The sequence below is a fragment of the Sodalis sp. RH24 genome (assembly GCF_047324145.1).
Classification (GTDB): Bacteria; Pseudomonadota; Gammaproteobacteria; order Enterobacterales; family Enterobacteriaceae; genus Acerihabitans.
Map to the genome: position 1 here is coordinate 2,991,532 of NZ_CP178729.1, position 17,030 is coordinate 3,008,561.

Sequence of the window (17,030 nt, forward strand, 5' to 3'; positions counted from 1 at the left end):
GCTGGCGCCCCGGCGCAGGCGCCGCGGGCAAATTACCGGCGCCCTAACGGCCGCCCATCATGGCGATATAATCCTGGGTCCAGCGGCTGTAGGATACGCACTGGCCGCCGTTGCCGCTGTCGCACTTCGCCATCGGCGTTTTCCAGAAGGCGATTTTGTCGAACTGGCTGAAGCCGTTGGTTTCACACCCTTTGCTCCCCAGCAGGGTACTGGCCTTGCAGCCTTCCGGCACCGCCGGCACCGACCCGAACCAGGCGGCGACATCCCCCTGCACTTTCGGCTCCAGCGACCAGTTCATCCAGCGGTAGGCGCAGTTGGGATGGGCGGCATCGCTGTGCAGCATGGTGGTATCCGCCCAGCCGGTAACCCCTTCTTTCGGGATCACCGTGGCGATCGGCTGCCCCTCGCCCGCCAGGGCATTGGCCTGATAAGGCCAGGCGCCGGACGCCACCACCCCTTCGTTTTTAAAATCGCTCATTTGCACCGAGGTGTCGTGCCAGTAGCGGTGAATCAGGGGATGCTGCTGTTTGAGCAGCGCCAGCACCGCCTGGTACTGGGTTTCATTGAGCTGGTAGGGGTCCTTGATGCCGAGCTGCGGCTGGGTACTTTTCAGGTACAGCGCCGCGTCGGCGATATAGATCGGACCGTCGTAGGCCTGCACCCGGCCCTTATTGCTTTTGCCGTCCGGCAGGTTTTGCGGCTCGAACACCACCGACCAGCTGTCCGGCGGCGTGGTGAATACCCGGGTATTGTACATCAGCAGATTGGGTCCCCATTGATAAGGGGCGCCATAGGTTTTGCCGTCGACGTTATACCAGACGCCGCCCATCAGGCGCGGATCGATCTTGCTCCAGTTGGGGATCAGGGCGGTATTGATCGGCTGGACGCGTTTGCCGAGGATCAGGCGCAGCGAGGCGTCCCCGGAGGCGGTGACCAGATCGTAGCCGCCCTTGGCCATCAGGCTGACCATCTCGTCGGAGGTGGCGGCGGTCTTGACGTTGACCTGGCAGCCGGTTTCCTTTTCAAACGCCGTCACCCAGTCATACTGCTTGTCGGTCTGGCCGCGCTCGATATAACCGGGCCAGGCGATGATATCCACCCGCCCTTCGTTTTCGCCCAGCCGGGTGGGAAGATCGGCGGCCCGGGCCAGGGCGCTGATACATAACACGCTGATACATAAGGCGCTTGACCGCATTATTTTATTCATTGCCTGTCTCCTGTCTCGGGGTCGGGGGGCGGGTGGGAAAACGGGTATCGAATTTGGCCATGATATGGCGCACCACGCTGTACTCCTGCAATGCCTCGCCGGAAAGATCCTTGCCGTAGCCCGAGCCTTTCAGGCCGCCGTGGGGCATCTCGCTGACCAGGGTGAAATGGGTATTGATCCAGGTACAGCCGTATTGCAGCTTCGAGGCCAGGAAAAACGCCAGGTCGACATCACGGGTCCAGACCGAGGACGCCAGGCCGTACTCCGAGTCGTTGGCCCAGGCCAGCGCCTGGGCGATATCCTCGAAGCGGGTGACGCTGACCACCGGGCCGAACACCTCTTTTTTGATGACCTCATCGTGCTGCAGGCAGCCGGCCAGCAGCGTGGGCGGGTAATAAAAGCCGGGGCCGGCGTGGGCCTGGCCGCCGGTGACCAGGGAGATATGCGGCTGTTCCAGCGCGCGTTCGATAAAACTGGCCACCCGGTCGCGCTGACGCGAAGAAATCAACGGACCAAGCTCGTTGTCTGCATCATCGGGCCGGGCATAACGCAGGCCGGCCACCGCCTCTCCCAGCGCGTCCACCAGCCGGGAGTAGATGCCGGCCTGGGCGTAGATGCGGCAGGCGGCGGTGCAGTCCTGGCCGGCGTTGTAATAGCCATAGCGGCGGATCCCCTCCACCACCGCCTGCAGATCCGCGTCGTCGCAGACGATGACCGGCGCGTTGCCTCCCAGCTCAAGATGGGTACGCTTGATGCCGCCGACCGCCGCCTGGAGGATCTTCTGACCGGTGACGGTATCGCCGGTCACGGAAATCATGCGCACCAGGGGATGATTGACCAGCGCCGCGCCGGTGGTCTCGCCGCGGCCGGAGATAACATTAACCACGCCGGGGGGAAGCAGGCCGTCCAGCCGGGACATCAGCGCCAGGATCGATAGCGGGGTATGTTCGGAGGGCTTGAACACCAACGTATTGCCCGCCGCCAGCGCCGGGGCTATTTTCCAGGCGGCCATCATCAGCGGGTAGTTCCAGGGCGCAATGGAGGCCACCACGCCGAGCGGGTCGCGGCGCAGCATCGAGGTATGGCCGGCGATATACTCCCCGCCCAGTTGTCCTTGCTGGCAGCGCACGGCCCCGGCAAAAAAGCGGAACACGTCGGCGGCGGCGACGATATCGTCCTGCCGCGCCTGGTGCAGGGGCTTGCCGCAGTTCAGCGCTTCCAGCCCGGACAGCAAACCGGCGTGGCGGTCGATGACGGCCGCGATCTCCAGCAGGATGCCGGCGCGAAAGGCCGGGGTGGTGGCGGACCAGTGCGCAAAGGCGCGATGCGCGGCGTTAACCGCGCCGATCACCTGCTCCTCGCCGGCTTCGTTAAGCGCAAGGATGACCGCGCCGGTGGCGGGATTGATAATCGGCTGCGCGGCACCTTCGCCGGCGACGGTTGCGCCGTCGATGAAGTTGAGCCAACGGGTCTCGCTTAACAGGGAAAGGTCGGTCACGGCGTTGCCCTCGGGGATTGGCGCGGGTGTTAACAACGTAGGTACAATTGCTTACACATTGAGACTATCCCGCAGGCCTGCCAGCGACAAATTCTAAATAACGAACGCCCCGTTCGATTAAAGCGAAACCTTGCGCGCCGACGTCTTTTCGCGCGCCAGCGCCAGGAACGGCGTCACCAGCTCCGGCCGGCTGTTGCCCCGCCGCCAGGCCAGGCCGATATTGAGATGTTCATTCAGATCCGACAACTGGCGGGCCTCAATCATGCTGCCTTCCAGCGACCAGGGACGGTAGGCCATGTCCGGCTGGATCGAGACCCCAAGCCCGGCGGCCACCATGCTGCGCACCGCCTCGGTGGACGCGGTGCGCATGGCGATGCAGGGATGCAGCCCGGCCCTGGCCCAGATTTGCCTGGCGTGCCTTTCCATTTCATCGGCGTTGAGCTGCACCAGCGGATAGGGCGCCACATCGCCCAGGGAAATGGCTTCCTGCTCCAGCAGCGGATGCAGCGGCGGCAGCCATAACCGGTACGGGGAATGGACCAACACTTCGGTCTGCAGGGCGTGGCGGTCCTCCAGGTTGCTTAAGATCAGCACGCCGATATCGATCTCGCCGTTGACCAGCAGATGCTCAATATAACGGCGTTCATCTTCAATAATCTGCACCGTCACCTCGGGATAACAGGCGCGGAACCGGGTCAGCATATCCACTAAAAAATACCCGGACACCAGGCTGGTCACCCCCAGGGTCAGGTTGCCGCTCAGGCGCGCCATGCCCTGCTTGACGCTGAATTTGGCATTATCCACCGTCGCCAGGATCAGGTTGGCCTGGCGCAGGAACTGGTGGCCCTGATGGGTGAGCGTCATGCCTTTGGCGTGCCGTTCGAACAGCGGCGCCTCCAGTTCCTCCTCCAGCTGCTGCACCGCCAGCGTCAGCGAGGACTGGGCGACGAAGGTGGCCTGGGCGGCGCCGGAAATGGAGCCGGCCTCGGCCACCGCAATAAAATGACGTAACTGCCGCAGTGTCAGCATCAGCGCCCGCCCCGTTATCCAAATAATAAGCAACCTTATCTAATAGTTATATAGAGCGGGTGACCCTATAGCCAGTAAATAGCGCGCATGCCGGACAGTTTCGGAAAAATCGAACGCCGGGATCGGCGCCCGCGCCCGCCCGGGGCGCAAAGGGGTGCCGGTCCCGGCCGCGCCCATGCATTTACCGTCGCGGTTGCTATAGTAAACAGGGGATGGATGTCACCGGGGTAGCGCATGTCTAACTTTGCCATCAGAAATAATAAGGTGTACTGGCGCGCCAGCGGCCAGCAGTTAATCATGGAGGCCTGGGGCGAAGACAGCCTGCGGGTCAGGGTCAGCTACTATGCCAAACTGGATATGCAGCAGGATTGGGCGCTGCTGCCGGTGAAAAAAAAATCCAGGCCGGTCATCACGCATACCGATGGGCGGGTGACCCTGGTTAACGGCAAGATCAGGGCGGAAATCGATAAGCGCGGCCGGCTGGCGTTCTACAACCAGCGCGGCGAGCTGCTGCTGGCCGAACAGTGGCGCCAGCGCACCACCGACGGCATAGAACCGGGCGAGACCGATAAGGACAAATATATCAGCCCGCTGGAAATCGAGGCGCGGGAGTTCAATCCCATTCCCGGCGGCAAATATCAGCTGACGCAGTTTTTTGAAGCGCGGCGCGGCGAGAAAATCTACGGCATGGGGCAATATCAGCAGGGCATGCTGGATCTCAAAGGCTGCCTGCTGGAGCTGGCCCAGCGCAATTCGCAGTCCAGCGTGCCCTTTATGCTTTCAAGCCTCGGCTACGGTTTTTTATGGAACAATCCGGCGGTGGGCGAAGTCCATTTCGCCGCCAACCAGACGGTCTGGCGCGCGCGGGTCACCGACCGGCTGGATTACTGGATTACCGCCGGCGACAGCCCGGCCGCCATCGAGGAAAACTATGCCCGGGCCACCGGCACGGTCTCGGTGATGCCGGAATTCGCCACCGGCTTTTGGCAATCGAAGCTGCGCTACCGTACCCAGGAGGAAGTACTGGCGGTGGCGCGGGAGTACCGGCGGCGCGGGCTGCCGCTATCGGTGCTGGTGATCGACTCCTTCCATTGGCCCATCCAGGGCACCTGGTGTTTTGATCAACGCGACTGGCCGGACCCCAAGGGCATGGTGGACGAGCTGCGCGCCATGGGCATTGAGCTCATGGTCTCCATCTGGCCGACCGTCGACAGCCGGGCCGACAGTTTTGCCGATATGGAAACCAAGGGACTGCTGGTGCGCACCGACCGCGGGGTGCCCATCAATCTCGACTCGCGCGGCAGCACCACGTTTTTTGATCCCACCAACCCCAAGGCGCGCGCGTATGTCTGGAAAAAAATCAAAAAAAACTATTACGATATCGGCATTCGCCTGTTCTGGCTGGATATGGCGGAGCCGGAATACCGCACCTACCACTTCGATAATTATCGTTATGCCATGGGCACTGCGCTTGAAGTCGGCAATGTCTATCCGCAGAACTTCACCCAATGCCTGTATGACGGACAGCGCCGGGAGGGGCAAACCGGCATCGTCAACCTGGTGCGCTGCGCCTGGGCCGGCAGCCAGCGCTTCGACGCGCTCGCCTGGTCGGGAGACGTGCATTCCTCATTCACTTCACTGCGTATCCAGGTGGTCGCCGGGTTGAATATGGGGCTGGCGGGCATCCCCTGGTGGACGACGGATATCGGCGGTTTCCAGGGCGGGGACATCCGCGACCCCGGCTTTCTGGAACTGCTGGTGCGCTGGTTCCAGTGGGGCGTGTTCTGCCCGGTCATGCGCCTGCACGGCTGTCGCGAGCCGCAAATCGATCCGCCGGAAAAGTTCCGCGACGGCGTCGAACAGTGCAACAGCGGCTCGGCAAACGAGCTGTGGAGCTTCGGCGAACGGAATTACCGCATTCTGTCGCGCTGGCTGCATATCCGCGAGCGTCTGCGGCCCTATATCCAGCGCCAGATGGTGGCGGCCCATGACAAAGGCACGCCGGTGATGCGCCCGCTGTTTTACGATTTTCCGCAGGATGAGCCCTGCTGGTCAATCGAGGATCAGTATCTGTTCGGGCCGGATATCCTGGTGGCGCCGGTGCTGGAGGCGGGGATGGCATCCCGGCGCGTCTATCTGCCGCCGCTGCCCCAGGGTATGCGCTGGCGGGATTTTTTCACCGGCCGGACCCACCCCGGCGGCGCCTGGATCGAGGTGGCGACACCTATCGACACCATTCCGGTGTTTGTCAGGAACAAGGCGGATATCGACGCGGACGCGGGCGCTACAGCTTGATAATGGCCGTTTCCCACGGGCGGATAACGCCGTTTTCCCACGGGGTCGGGTCGGGATAGTTATTGAGCAGCGGGACCGATCGCGCGCCAAGGCGCAGTTCCGCCGGGTCGACGGTAAGCGTAAGGCCGCTGAAATTGCCGAACACCAGATATTCCTCGCGTTCATACCGCCGGCAATAGGCAAACAGCTGGCCGTGGTCGGGCAACAGCAGTTCATAACTGCCGTAGACCAGCCAGTCCGCCGTCTTGCGCAGCGCCACCAGCCGCCGGTAATAATGGAATACCGAGTCCTTATCTTCCACCGCCGACAAGGCGTTGATGTCCCAATAGTTGGGGTTTACCTTTATCCACGGCGTGCCAGCGCTGAAACCGGCATGCTCGCTGGTATCCCATTGCATGGGGGTGCGGGCGTTATCGCGGCTCTTGGCGTAGATCGCCGCCATGACGCCATGGGGCCGGTACCCGGCCGCCAGGCGGTCGCGGTACATGTTCAGGGTTTCGATATCGCGGTAATCGGCGATAGCGGCAAAACGCACGTTGGTCATGCCGATCTCCTCGCCCTGGTAGATATAGGGCGTGCCCGCCATGCCGTGCAACACCGTGGCCAGCATTTTGGCGCTTTCAACCCGATACCGGCCGTCATCGCCAAACCGCGACACCGCCCGCGGCAGGTCATGGTTGTTCCAGAACAGGCTGTTCCAGCCGCGGCCGTACAGTTCGGTCTGCCAGCGGCTTAACACGGTTTTCAGCTCGCGCAGGTCATAGGGGATGATATCCCATTTTTCGCCACCGACCCGGGCCTGATCCAGCGTCAGGTGGCCAAACTGGAAGATCATGCTCAGTTGCCGGCTCTCGGGATCGCTCCAGCGCACCCCGGTCTCCGGGGTGGCTCCCCAGGCTTCGCCGACGGTCAGGATATCGTCATACTGACCGAAGCCGTCTTCATTGAGTTCCAGCACGTAGTCATGCAACCGGGGACCGTTGGCGATGATGCGCTGTTCAGGGATTTTGCCGATCAAATCGATGACATCGAAGCGAAAGCCGCCCACGCCTTTTTCCAGCCAGAAGGTCAGCACATCGACGATTTCCCGGCGCACCTGGGGATTAGCCCAGTTCAGGTCCGGCTGTTTGCGCGAGAACAGATGCAGGTAATATTCATCGAGCCGTGGTTCATATTGCCAGGCGCTGCCGCCAAATACCGACATGAGATCGTTGGGTTGCTTGGTCCAGATATAATAATCATGATAAGGATTATCCGGCGATGTACGCGCCTCGCAAAACCAGCGGTGCTCGTCGCTGGTATGGTTAGCCACCACGTCCATCATGATCTTCATGCCGCGCCTGCCGGCTTCGGCGATCAGCAGATCCATATCGTCCATGGTGCCGAACTCGTCCATGATGCGGTAATAATCGGCAATGTCATAGCCGTTGTCATCGTTGGGCGACGCGTATACCGGGCATAACCACAGGACGCCCACGCCCAGCAGCGCCAGGTAATCCAGTTTGCGGATAATGCCCGCCAGATCGCCGATACCGTCGCCGTCGGCGTCATAAAAACTGCGGGGATAAATTTGATAGACTACGGAACGATGCCACCATTTATGCTCATGATTCATAAAAGACCCTTAATATCCGCCGGGAGGCTCCTCCTTCCCGGCTGCGCCGACGCGATGCTGGTTTAAGCACGATACTGTTAGGTATATGCCAAGCCGGCGAAAGTCGCCAGCGCCGGCCATGGCGCCGTTTTTGGCGTCAATGGGCCGGGGGCGTGGCCCGCGTTTGCGACGCGCGGGCCTTTTCATCCTCCGCCTCGCCCATGCGCTGCAGCAGCCGATGGCCGATATTATTGGTCCAGTTAAAGCTGTTTTGCAGCACCACCACCGCGATGTTATGCCGCGTGTCCAGCCCGATATAGCTGGAATAGCCGCCGATAAAACCGACCTGGTAGGTAATTTTCTGCGCGCCGAGATCATCGACGATCCAGCCCAGCGCCGCGGCTTCCCGCGTACGGCTATAGCGCACGCTAAGGGAGTCCCGCAGCGCCGCGTCCAGGGCGGGATAACCGGTGGGGCGCAGATGCGCGCGCGCATACAGCAGCAGGTCGTCGGCATTGGTGTACAGCCCGGCGGCGCCCACCATATACGATGAAAAATGCCAGTCGGGCACCGCCTGCCCGCGGCGGATAAACTTGGGTTGATCGCCCGCGTGGCCGATGGCCCGGCGCGCATAACCTGGCAATGAGCAGGCGTCGTAGCCGGTATGCTCCAGGCCTAGCGGCCCGGTAATATTTTCCGCCAGCAGCTCTGTGACTTTTTTTCCGCCGCGGCGCTGCAGGATATAATCCAGCAAGGCATAGCCCAGGTTGGAATAGCGCGGTTCCAGGCGGGCGGGACGATGAAAACCGGCCAACGCATCCATCAGCCGGTCATTATCCAGCGAAGAGTAGAAATTCTCGCCGGTAAATAAATAATGAACGAAAGAAGTTAATATCTCTAGGGAAAACATTTGCCTTGGCAGGCCGGAAGTATGGGTGACTAATTGCAGCAGGGTAATATTGCGCGCGTCCGGGCTGAGCGGCACGGTCGACGGTAATAGCGTCTCCAGCGTCTCATCCCAGCGCAAGAGGCCCTTATTAACCAGAATGACCGTCACCTCGGCAAGGAATCCCTTGCTCACCGATCCGACGGCAAAGAGCGTATCGCCCCGGACGGGGTATCCCCCGCGCTTATCGGTAACGCCATAACCAAAGGTGGCCATGGCGCCGTCGGGCCGCAGCACGCCGACCACCAGGCCGGGCGTTTGCCCGGCGGCGATCATGGGCAGCGCCAGGCTGTCCACCTGGGCGCGCAAATCGCCATGGCCGGCAAGGCGCAGGCCCTCGACGGCCGAATTATCAATGGGCATGCTTGACAGGGTGGCGCAGGCGGAGAGGACAAATGTGCCCGAAAACATTAATCCTATTTTAATTAAATTTTTTATCATTGTTTCCAAAAATAATTTTGTCTCATACGTGCCCGCGCTTACCGTCCTGGCCGGCGGGCGCCGATTGTCCCACCCGCCCGCTCCGGTGGCAATAGCTGTCCGGACATTCTTTCAGCGCCTGGCGCGCTTATTAATGTGAGGGCGGTAATTGCGCTATGCGCGGCCCGGGGCGCCGCCGGCGGGGAATAATACGGCACGGGGAAAGGTCACTAAATGCAATAATTCCCTTCATAATAATAAAATGCGCAGAAGCAGACGAAAAATTAAGAAGGTCCTTCAGAATTTGCGCCAAATAGACCTGAATGGTTTACGCCGGCTGTTTATCCCGCGGTCCGGCCAGGCCGCAACCAGCGCGGCAGTGAAAGGCGATGGTTAAAAAAATCTGTCCGGTCGCGACTTTTGCCCTGGCCGCCGCCCGGCGAATAAATCAGCAGGCCTGTTAAATCCGCCGGAAAGGTATCCCAAATAAGATAAAAATATCTCATGATTTAATGTCATCAGTATAACCTTATCCTCCGCCTAGTATAATCAACGGGTTAACCCACGACTATCCCAGGTCATTGCATGCCGGCGCCTTATATATCCAGGGTGGCAAAAAGCCGGCGCGGCGCGGCGGACATGGCTTTTATTCAGCGGCAATCATGGTTATGCCGGTGGAATAAAAAACAACGTTAAGTATTAACACACTCTTTTGCGGCCCTCAAAGTTCATACTTAATAATATTATTTATTCACCTATCTAATAACGGAAAATAAGCCGCCATTTTTAATGCGCACCCGATCTCAAATACGGCAAATGATTGACGACCAGAATACAGCGACGTGACATAGTTTATTGAGTAATGGCGTTTTTATTAACCCGCCGGCGGCGTGTTCCCGCAAGAATATCCTTAAGGATCGATAACTATGAGCTTAATAAATAACAGTCAGTCCATCTGGCCCGGCGCTGTTTCACCAGGTTACGGCAAAACCTTTAAATATCCCTGGCTGCTCCTGGTGGGAATACTCTGTTTATTTTCGTCTGTCGCCCTGGCGGATGAAGGCGATTTCGCCATTCCCGGAGAAGCCCCGCCGCCACCGGTCAATCACGAGGTGACCTTATTCCAGGATGTCCGCATCTTTGACGGTAAAAGCACCGCCCTGTCCGGTCCGGCCAACGTTCTGGTCAAGAACGGCGTCATTGCGCGCATCTCCGCCGACCCCATCGCCGTGGACAACGGCGACCATGCCCAGGTGATCGCCGGCAATGGGCGCGTGCTGATGCCGGGGCTTATCGACGCGCACTGGCATGCGTTTATGGCGGCAACCCCGCAGATGATGCTGATGACCGCCAGTCCGGACTATCTGCAGATGCGCGCGGCGCACGAGGCCGGCGCCACCTTGATGCGCGGTTTTACCACGGTGCGCGACCTCGGCGGTCCGGTATTCGGCCTCAAGCGCGCCATCGACGAAGGGTTGATTACAGGCCCGCGCATTTATCCCTCCGGCGCGTTTATCTCGCAAACCTCCGGCCATGGCGACTTCCGCTTTATGTTCGAGCTGCCCCGCCAGCCTGGCGGCCCCTTAAGCTTTTCTGAACGCACGGGCATTGCAGCCATCGCCGACAGCCCCGACGAAGTCCGCCTGCGGGCCAGGGAACAATTAAGGCAGGGCGCCAGCCAAATCAAGCTGATGGCCGGCGGTGGCGTGGCCTCGCAGTACAATCCCCTCGAATCGGTACAATACACCGTGCCGGAAATTCGCGCGGCGGTGGAGGCCGCGGCCAACTGGGGCACCTATGTCACGGTGCACGCCTACACCCCGGCGGCAATACGCCAGGCGGTGGACGCCGGGGTTAAAAACATCGAGCATGGCCAGTTGATGGACGAGGACACCGCCAAATTACTGGCGGACAAAGGTATCTGGCTGAGCATCCAGCCGCTGCTCGACGATGAGGATGCCTCGCCGCTGCCAACGGAGCTATCCCGGCAAAAAGCCCAGCAGGTGTTTGCCGGCACCGGCAACGCCTACCGGCTTGCCGGTAAATACCATATCAAGACGGCTTTCGGCACCGACGCGCTGTTCGACCAGCGGGTGGCCAGCCGCCAGGGCGCGCAGCTGGCCAAGCTGGTACGCTGGTTTACCCCGGCGGAAACGCTGAAAATGGCCACCGGCGACAACGGCGAGCTCATGGGATTATCCGGTTTTATCAATCCCTATCCCGGCCGGCTCGGCACGGTGGAGGAAGGATCGCTGGCGGATCTGCTGCTGGTGGACGGCGACCCGCTGGAAAATATCAAGCTTATCGAGGATCCGGGGAAGAATTTCGTGATCATCATGAAAGACGGCCATATCTATAAAGATATTTTGCCTAAATAGCACCGGGCCGTCTTTGCGCCGCCGGTAAATGGGTGGATTGGGCCGTTTACCGGCCGGGCTAAATTTTGGTATAGCGCAGCCAAACGCCATCGTGATCGGTTTTTTCCACCGATGCGAGCTTCAGGTAGTTCGGCGTTTTCCAGGCCTCGCGGGCAATTTCAAACGACGAGGGACGCCCGGGACGTCCGTCTACCAACGGCAGGATTAGCACGCTGACCTCATCCACCAGGCCCGCGTTGACAAAAGCGCCGCTGACATGGGCTCCGCCTTCGACAATCAGCCTGGTCACGCCCAGTTCGGCCGCCAGCAGCGTAACCACCGCCGCCAAATCAATTTCCAGTTCGCCGCCAAACACATAGGACACCTCAATGGAGCGCAGGTAGGCCAGAAAATCGTCCGGGACCTGTTTTGTCACCACTTCAATCACATGTGAGTTAAGGGCGGTATTGCTTTTCCAGGCCACCAGACCCCGCGGATCGATGGATATGGCGTACTGTTCGGCATCGCGCCTGGCGAAATAATGGGTACGGGGCAGCGGCGTGCTCGCCAGCCTCTTGGGATAATCGGTGCCGTGGGATATTTCCTGCATGGTCACGCGGCCGCAAATCCAGCCATCGGCCTTAAAGGTGGCGGCGGTGGATTCATACAAGTCCGAGGCGTAGTCAAGGTTCCAGCCATCCGTCAGGCTGCGCCCGTCCACTGCCGACATCATGTGGCATACGATATAAGGTTTCATAATGGACATCTCCGGTGGAGTCATAACCTGAGGTAATTGTAGATCATGGCTGGGGATATTATGACAATACTCCGCCAGCGCGGCGGCAAACCATGAAAAAAGCCCTGACGGTGAGGTCAGGGCTTTCAGGGTGCTACGAATTTAAAATTTAACATTCAATACTTCAATTTTTTAACACAAACCACATTAACGATGTACATTTTCATACGGGAACATCAAGTATTTATAACGAACTATCCTCCGGTATATTACTGAATAAAAGCTTCCCGACACTTATATTGGTTAATCAGTCCAGACGCCAACCGACTAACACAGCACATCACCCATCGCGATATATACTTTTGTTACAGGACCTTACTTTCTCCGTGATATTCTCAATCATTTGGCTACAAACCCACAATCACGAATATTCACTTCAACTACAAGGCTTTACTGTATCGCGCTAACATTTAAGACCCCATTGTGCGATGATAAAGCTTTATTACGTGGCCTTATTTACCATCGTGACGTCCGCCGTTTGGCAAACTCAAACCTTAAATCACGACTATTTTTACCACTTCGCTGCCTTTATCGCATCATCTTCTGGAACACAGGCTTAATTAAGTATTTCAAAACTGCCTTCGCCTGCGTTAATAATCAATCTACCCCTTTCCATCGTCATGTCAACACTGTAATTAATAACATCAACCCGGCATCACATAAGGACCGCTTATTTCTTAGCGTGCAATCCGCGCGCGGGACAGGAACCTGCGCCGCGACGGGCGCAGGATCATGACGATAGCCGGTTTTCCCTCAGCCTGAAGGATCAGTTGCTGCCCGGCACCCGGGAGGGCTGCGCTTTACGGCCCAGCTCATCAAGCAGGCGAAACTCCTCGTCGGTCAGGCGCACCTGGGTCGCCGCCAGGTTTTCCTCCAGATGTTTTACCTTACTGGTGCCGGGGATGGGCAACATGACCGGGCTGCGTTTTAATATCCATGCCAGCGCGATCTGCCCGGGAGTAAAGCCTTTTTCCTTCGCCAGGGTGTCAAGTATCGATCCGGGATTGGCCAGCTCGCCCGAGGCCAGCGGGAACCAGGGGATAAAGCCGATATTGTTGTCAGTACAATAATCCAGCACGGCTTCGTGGCCGCGCGACACCAGATTAAACATATTTTGCACCGAGACCACCGGGAAAAAGCGCTGGGCGTTTTTGATTTGCTGCACGTTGACTTCGCTCAGCCCGACGTGGCGGATCAACCCTTCTTTTTGCATCTGGGCAATGGCGTCGAACTGTTCATCCTCGGGAACCTTGGCGTCCACCCGGTGCAATTGCCATAACCCGATTTGCTCCACCTTGAGTTTGCGCAGGCTCATCAAAACCGCCTGACGCAGATATTCAGGACGCCCCACCGGCTGCCAGATATTCGGGCCGTGACGCGTTAAGCCGCCCTTGGTGGCGATAAGCAACCCGTCATAGGGATACAGCGCTTCCCGAATCAGGTTTTCGCTGACGTCCGGGCCGTAACTGTCGGCGGTATCGATAAAGTTAACACCCAGCTCCGGCAGGCGCCGCAGGGTATCCAGCGCGGCCTGCCGATCTTCCGGCTCGCCCCAGATGCCGTTGCCGGTGATGCGCATGGCGCCAAAACCCAACCGGTTGATGGTAATATCGCCTAGCGTAAATTGTCCTGAAGCCGCTGCGTTAATCGTGCTCATAATGGGTCCCCTTATGGAGTTGGTGTCTGGAATATCGCTAAGTGCCGCTATGGCGCTGACAGGATGGTGATGAAAATCGAAGGCGACAGCGTCGTGGCTATTTAGAACCGATTGGTTCAATTTATAGCGACACTTCGGGCTTAGCAAGATTTTTTGAACCAATTGGTTTTTTATTGCCGAACGGAACACCCCCCGGCCGGCAAACCAGGGTAAAGTATAGTGCAGGACTGGCCGGAGTGGTAAGCGGGCCCGCCCCGGCGGCCGGACGGCGGCTTTAGATGTACACGTCGACCTTATCGGCGTCGGCGGCGCGATTGACGCCATCGGCTTTAATCTCGTCGGTCGCGGCGGTTTTTTGCGTGCCGACGGATTTTTCGGCCTGCTGCTGGCGCAGTTGAGCAATTTGCGCTTCCAGCATTTTGATTTGCGCCTCGATAAGCTGTTGCTGCTCCTGTTTCAGGTCGGCAGTCAGGCTGGACTGGGAGACGGTTTTCAGTTGCTTGGTCAATTTGGTGATTTGCTGGGTAAGATTCTTGATTTGCGCGGCGACGTCGCTGCCGCCCCCGGACGATGTGGCCGACGCCGAGGATGTGATGGTATTGGACAAGGTAGGGCTCCTTTTTCTATGCACCCGGTAGGTTATCGGCAACCCTGCGGGCGTCTTCAGCGCGCACATTGCAAAGAAAGCGCAAAGAAACCGTAAAAAAGCCCGATGACAAAGGCAAAGCGGCGCCCGGGGGCGCAACGCTTTACGCTGTTTGCCCCATAGCGGCGGCAAATAGTCTGAACCCCGGTCAAAGCCGGGGTTCAGGGCCGGGCGGACAACACCGTTACGCCACATCATGCTCCAACGCTTTCGGCGCATCCTGGTTGCGCTGTCCAATCGCTATTTTTCGCGGTTTTTCCGTTTCCGGTATTTCCTGCAGCAAATTCACCGTTAACAGGCCATTTTCCAGATTGGCGCCTTCAACCTTGACATGTTCCGGCAGCCGGTAGCTCAGGGAGAAATCAGTCCGGCTGATGCCGCGATGCACCCAGCCGTCTTGTTCTTCAGCGGTGTTTTCTTCTTTGCGTTTACCGCTGATGACCAGCGTGCCGCCCTGGGCGCTGATGTCCAGCTCGTCTTCCTTCCAGCCGGGAACGCTGAGGGTTAAATCATAGCGGTCGTCGCCATGCCGGCGTATATCATAAGACGGCGTCGTGGACAGCGGCGTGTCGCCGGTGAGCTGGCTGAACAGCCGGTCGATGCGATCGAACCGATCGCTGAAAATAGCATCGTTAAAGCTTGGGAATACGGATAATGTTGTGCGTGCCATGGTTAAACCTCCTGAATATCAGTTGCACATTCAAAAGCTCAAACCTGAAGGCAATATCATCTGTTGCCTTCGCTAGTTAAATAAGGGCGCTACCACGGCTTTCAAGGGGAAATTTTGTGATATTGATCACAAATTAAATCACTGGGCCCCGCGTCTTTCTGCCTGTGTGTCCTTACCCGGCGGCAGGCCGAACATCCGGCTATATTCCCGCGTAAACTGCGATACGCTTTCGTAGCCCACCGCAAACGCGGCGCTGCCCGCCGTCATACCTTCCGCGCGCAATAACCGGCGCGCCTCGATCAGGCGCAGCTGCTTTTGGAACTGCAGCGGCGAAAGCGAAGTGACGGCGCGAAAGTGATGATGGAATGATGACGGGCTCATGCCGGCCGCCTGCGCCAGGCTATCGACCCGCAGCGGCTGGGCGAACCCGGTGCGCAGGAGGGCGACGGCGCGCGCCACGCGCCGGAAATGGCCGTCCGGCCAGCCCAGGCGGCGAATGGCCGCGCCATGCCGGCCGGCCAGGAGCCAATAATGCAGTTCGCGCACCAGCTGCGCATGCAGCACCGGCACCGCCGCCGGGCGGTCCAGCAGGCGCATCAGGCGCAGCGCGGCGTCGGCGACCTCGGCGTCGGTCGGCTGGGCATGCACCGGGATCCCGGCGGCTGCCGGGTCCGCCTGCATTTCCACCGTCAGTTCCGCTATCACCGCCAGATCCAGGTCCAGCACCAGCGAAAGGTAGGGCGCGTCGCTGCTCGCGCCGGTAACCTGGCTTACCGTCGGCACATCCGCCGTGATCAGCAGCGAGTCGCCGGCGCGAAACGAGAACGCGCGGGTTCCCATCGCCACCTGCTTGCTTCCCTGTAGCACCAGGCACACCAGCGGACGGGAGATATCGTAAACCAGTCCGCTGGGCGCGGTCGCGCGGATGGTGGTCAGCCCGGCGATGGGAGTGTGGGCAAGTCCGGCGGGATCGGCGTAAGCCTCGACATACCGTCGCACGGCAGTAAGCAGGGTATCATTCATGCGCAGATGCTAGCCGATCGCCGGCCGGCAGGCAAATCAGTTTGGAGGAATAGGCAAAGAACGTCGAGGTTTCGGCAACGATGAAGGCACGGCGGACCGCTTATGATGGACATCCCAATCAAGAGGAGTGCCCCATGACTAAAATCGCCATCGTTACCGGCGCCAGCCGCGGACTCGGCCGCAGCAGCGCCTTAGCCATCGCCCGCCGCGGCGGGGATGTGATCATCACCTACCGCAGCCGCGGCGAAGACGCCCGATCCGTCGTCGCCGACATCAACGCCATGGGGCGCAAGGCGGTCGCCCTGCCCCTCGATACCGGCAATATCGCGGGCTTCGCGCCGTTTGCCGCGGCGGTGAAGGCGGCGCTGAGCGAAACCTGGCGGCGCGACAGCTTTGATCATCTGGTCAATAATGCCGGCCATGGTGATTACGCACCTATCGGACAAACGACCGAGGCGCAGTTCGACAGCCTGGTCAACGTCCATTTCAAAGGCGTGTTTTTCCTGACCCAGGCGCTGCTGCCGCACATGGCGGACGGCGGACGCATCGTGAACCTGTCCTCGGGCCTGACCCGGGTATCGTATCCCGGCTACGCCGCTTATGCCGCGGTAAAGGGGGCGGTTGAGGTGTTAAGCCTCTACCTGGCGAAGGAACTGGGCAGCCGCGGGATTGCGGTCAATACGGTGGCGCCGGGCGCCATCGAAACCGACTTCGGCGGCGGCGCGGTGCGGGACAATCCGGAGATCAACAGGATTTTCGCCGCGATGACCGCACTCGGCCGCGCCGGCCTGCCCGACGATATCGGACCGATGATCGCCAGCCTGCTGTCGGAAGACAACCGCTGGATTAACGCCCAGCGTATCGAGGTCTCCGGCGGCCAGGGCATCTGAGG

Annotated in this window: 13 protein-coding genes; 3 read left to right on the forward strand and 10 right to left on the reverse strand. The window is 59.5% G+C overall.

Annotation, left to right across the window (positions count from 1 at the left end; genetic code table 11):
• Positions 1-43: 43 nt before the first annotated feature.
• The 3 genes from ydcS to ACL2XG_RS13640 all read right to left on the reverse strand — a co-directional run bounded on the left by ydcS (position 44) and on the right by ACL2XG_RS13640 (position 3,734).
• The gene (gene ydcS / locus ACL2XG_RS13630) at positions 44-1,195 is read right to left on the reverse strand and encodes a putative ABC transporter substrate-binding protein YdcS (protein WP_413723532.1); all 1,152 of its coding nucleotides are present in this window, start codon (positions 1,193-1,195) and stop codon (positions 44-46) included.
• A gap of 4 nt (positions 1,196-1,199) precedes the next feature.
• The gene (locus ACL2XG_RS13635; protein ID WP_410012422.1) at positions 1,200-2,705 is read right to left on the reverse strand and encodes a gamma-aminobutyraldehyde dehydrogenase; all 1,506 of its coding nucleotides are present in this window, start codon (positions 2,703-2,705) and stop codon (positions 1,200-1,202) included.
• A gap of 117 nt (positions 2,706-2,822) precedes the next feature.
• Positions 2,823-3,734, reverse strand: a complete 912-nt coding sequence (locus ACL2XG_RS13640; RefSeq protein WP_410012423.1) for a LysR substrate-binding domain-containing protein — start codon at positions 3,732-3,734, stop codon at positions 2,823-2,825.
• A gap of 234 nt (positions 3,735-3,968) precedes the next feature.
• Between ACL2XG_RS13640 and ACL2XG_RS13645 the strand changes: the two genes are divergently transcribed.
• Positions 3,969-6,029 (forward strand): TIM-barrel domain-containing protein, encoded by a 2,061-nt coding sequence (locus ACL2XG_RS13645; protein WP_410012424.1) that lies wholly within the window; start codon positions 3,969-3,971, stop codon positions 6,027-6,029.
• On the opposite strand, the gene ACL2XG_RS13650 is transcribed toward ACL2XG_RS13645, so the two are convergent.
• Positions 6,019-7,644, reverse strand: a complete 1,626-nt coding sequence (locus tag ACL2XG_RS13650; protein ID WP_413721966.1) for an alpha,alpha-phosphotrehalase — start codon at positions 7,642-7,644, stop codon at positions 6,019-6,021. The two genes, ACL2XG_RS13645 and ACL2XG_RS13650, sit on opposite strands and share 11 nt — an antisense overlap.
• A 136-nt stretch (positions 7,645-7,780) precedes the next feature.
• The gene (locus tag ACL2XG_RS13655) at positions 7,781-8,980 is read right to left on the reverse strand and encodes a serine hydrolase domain-containing protein (protein WP_410012426.1); all 1,200 of its coding nucleotides are present in this window, start codon (positions 8,978-8,980) and stop codon (positions 7,781-7,783) included.
• A gap of 935 nt (positions 8,981-9,915) precedes the next feature.
• Between ACL2XG_RS13655 and ACL2XG_RS13660 the strand changes: the two genes are divergently transcribed.
• Positions 9,916-11,367 carry an amidohydrolase family protein gene (locus tag ACL2XG_RS13660; protein ID WP_413721965.1) on the forward strand — a complete coding sequence of 484 codons (1,452 nt, stop codon included), beginning with the start codon at positions 9,916-9,918 and terminating at the stop codon, positions 11,365-11,367.
• Between the two features lie 58 nt (positions 11,368-11,425).
• Here the strand turns inward: ACL2XG_RS13660 and ACL2XG_RS13665 are convergent, their stop codons facing one another.
• From ACL2XG_RS13665 to ACL2XG_RS13685, 5 genes are all read right to left on the reverse strand, one after another.
• Complete coding sequence (locus tag ACL2XG_RS13665; protein ID WP_410012428.1) at positions 11,426-12,103, reverse strand: RibD family protein; 678 nt, start codon at positions 12,101-12,103, stop codon at positions 11,426-11,428.
• A gap of 805 nt (positions 12,104-12,908) precedes the next feature.
• A complete protein-coding gene (locus ACL2XG_RS13670) occupies positions 12,909-13,799 on the reverse strand; it encodes an aldo/keto reductase (RefSeq protein ID WP_410012429.1) in 891 nt (296 codons plus the stop codon).
• Between the two features lie 274 nt (positions 13,800-14,073).
• Complete coding sequence (locus tag ACL2XG_RS13675) at positions 14,074-14,406, reverse strand: FlxA-like family protein (protein WP_413721964.1); 333 nt, start codon at positions 14,404-14,406, stop codon at positions 14,074-14,076.
• A 223-nt stretch (positions 14,407-14,629) separates the two neighbouring features.
• The gene (locus ACL2XG_RS13680; protein WP_410012431.1) at positions 14,630-15,115 is read right to left on the reverse strand and encodes an Hsp20 family protein; all 486 of its coding nucleotides are present in this window, start codon (positions 15,113-15,115) and stop codon (positions 14,630-14,632) included.
• 138 nt (positions 15,116-15,253) lie between these two features.
• Positions 15,254-16,138 carry an AraC family transcriptional regulator gene (locus ACL2XG_RS13685; RefSeq protein WP_413721963.1) on the reverse strand — a complete coding sequence of 295 codons (885 nt, stop codon included), beginning with the start codon at positions 16,136-16,138 and terminating at the stop codon, positions 15,254-15,256.
• A gap of 134 nt (positions 16,139-16,272) precedes the next feature.
• Between ACL2XG_RS13685 and ACL2XG_RS13690 the strand changes: the two genes are divergently transcribed.
• Positions 16,273-17,028 (forward strand): SDR family NAD(P)-dependent oxidoreductase, encoded by a 756-nt coding sequence (locus tag ACL2XG_RS13690; RefSeq protein ID WP_413721962.1) that lies wholly within the window; start codon positions 16,273-16,275, stop codon positions 17,026-17,028.
• Positions 17,029-17,030 lie beyond the last annotated feature (2 nt).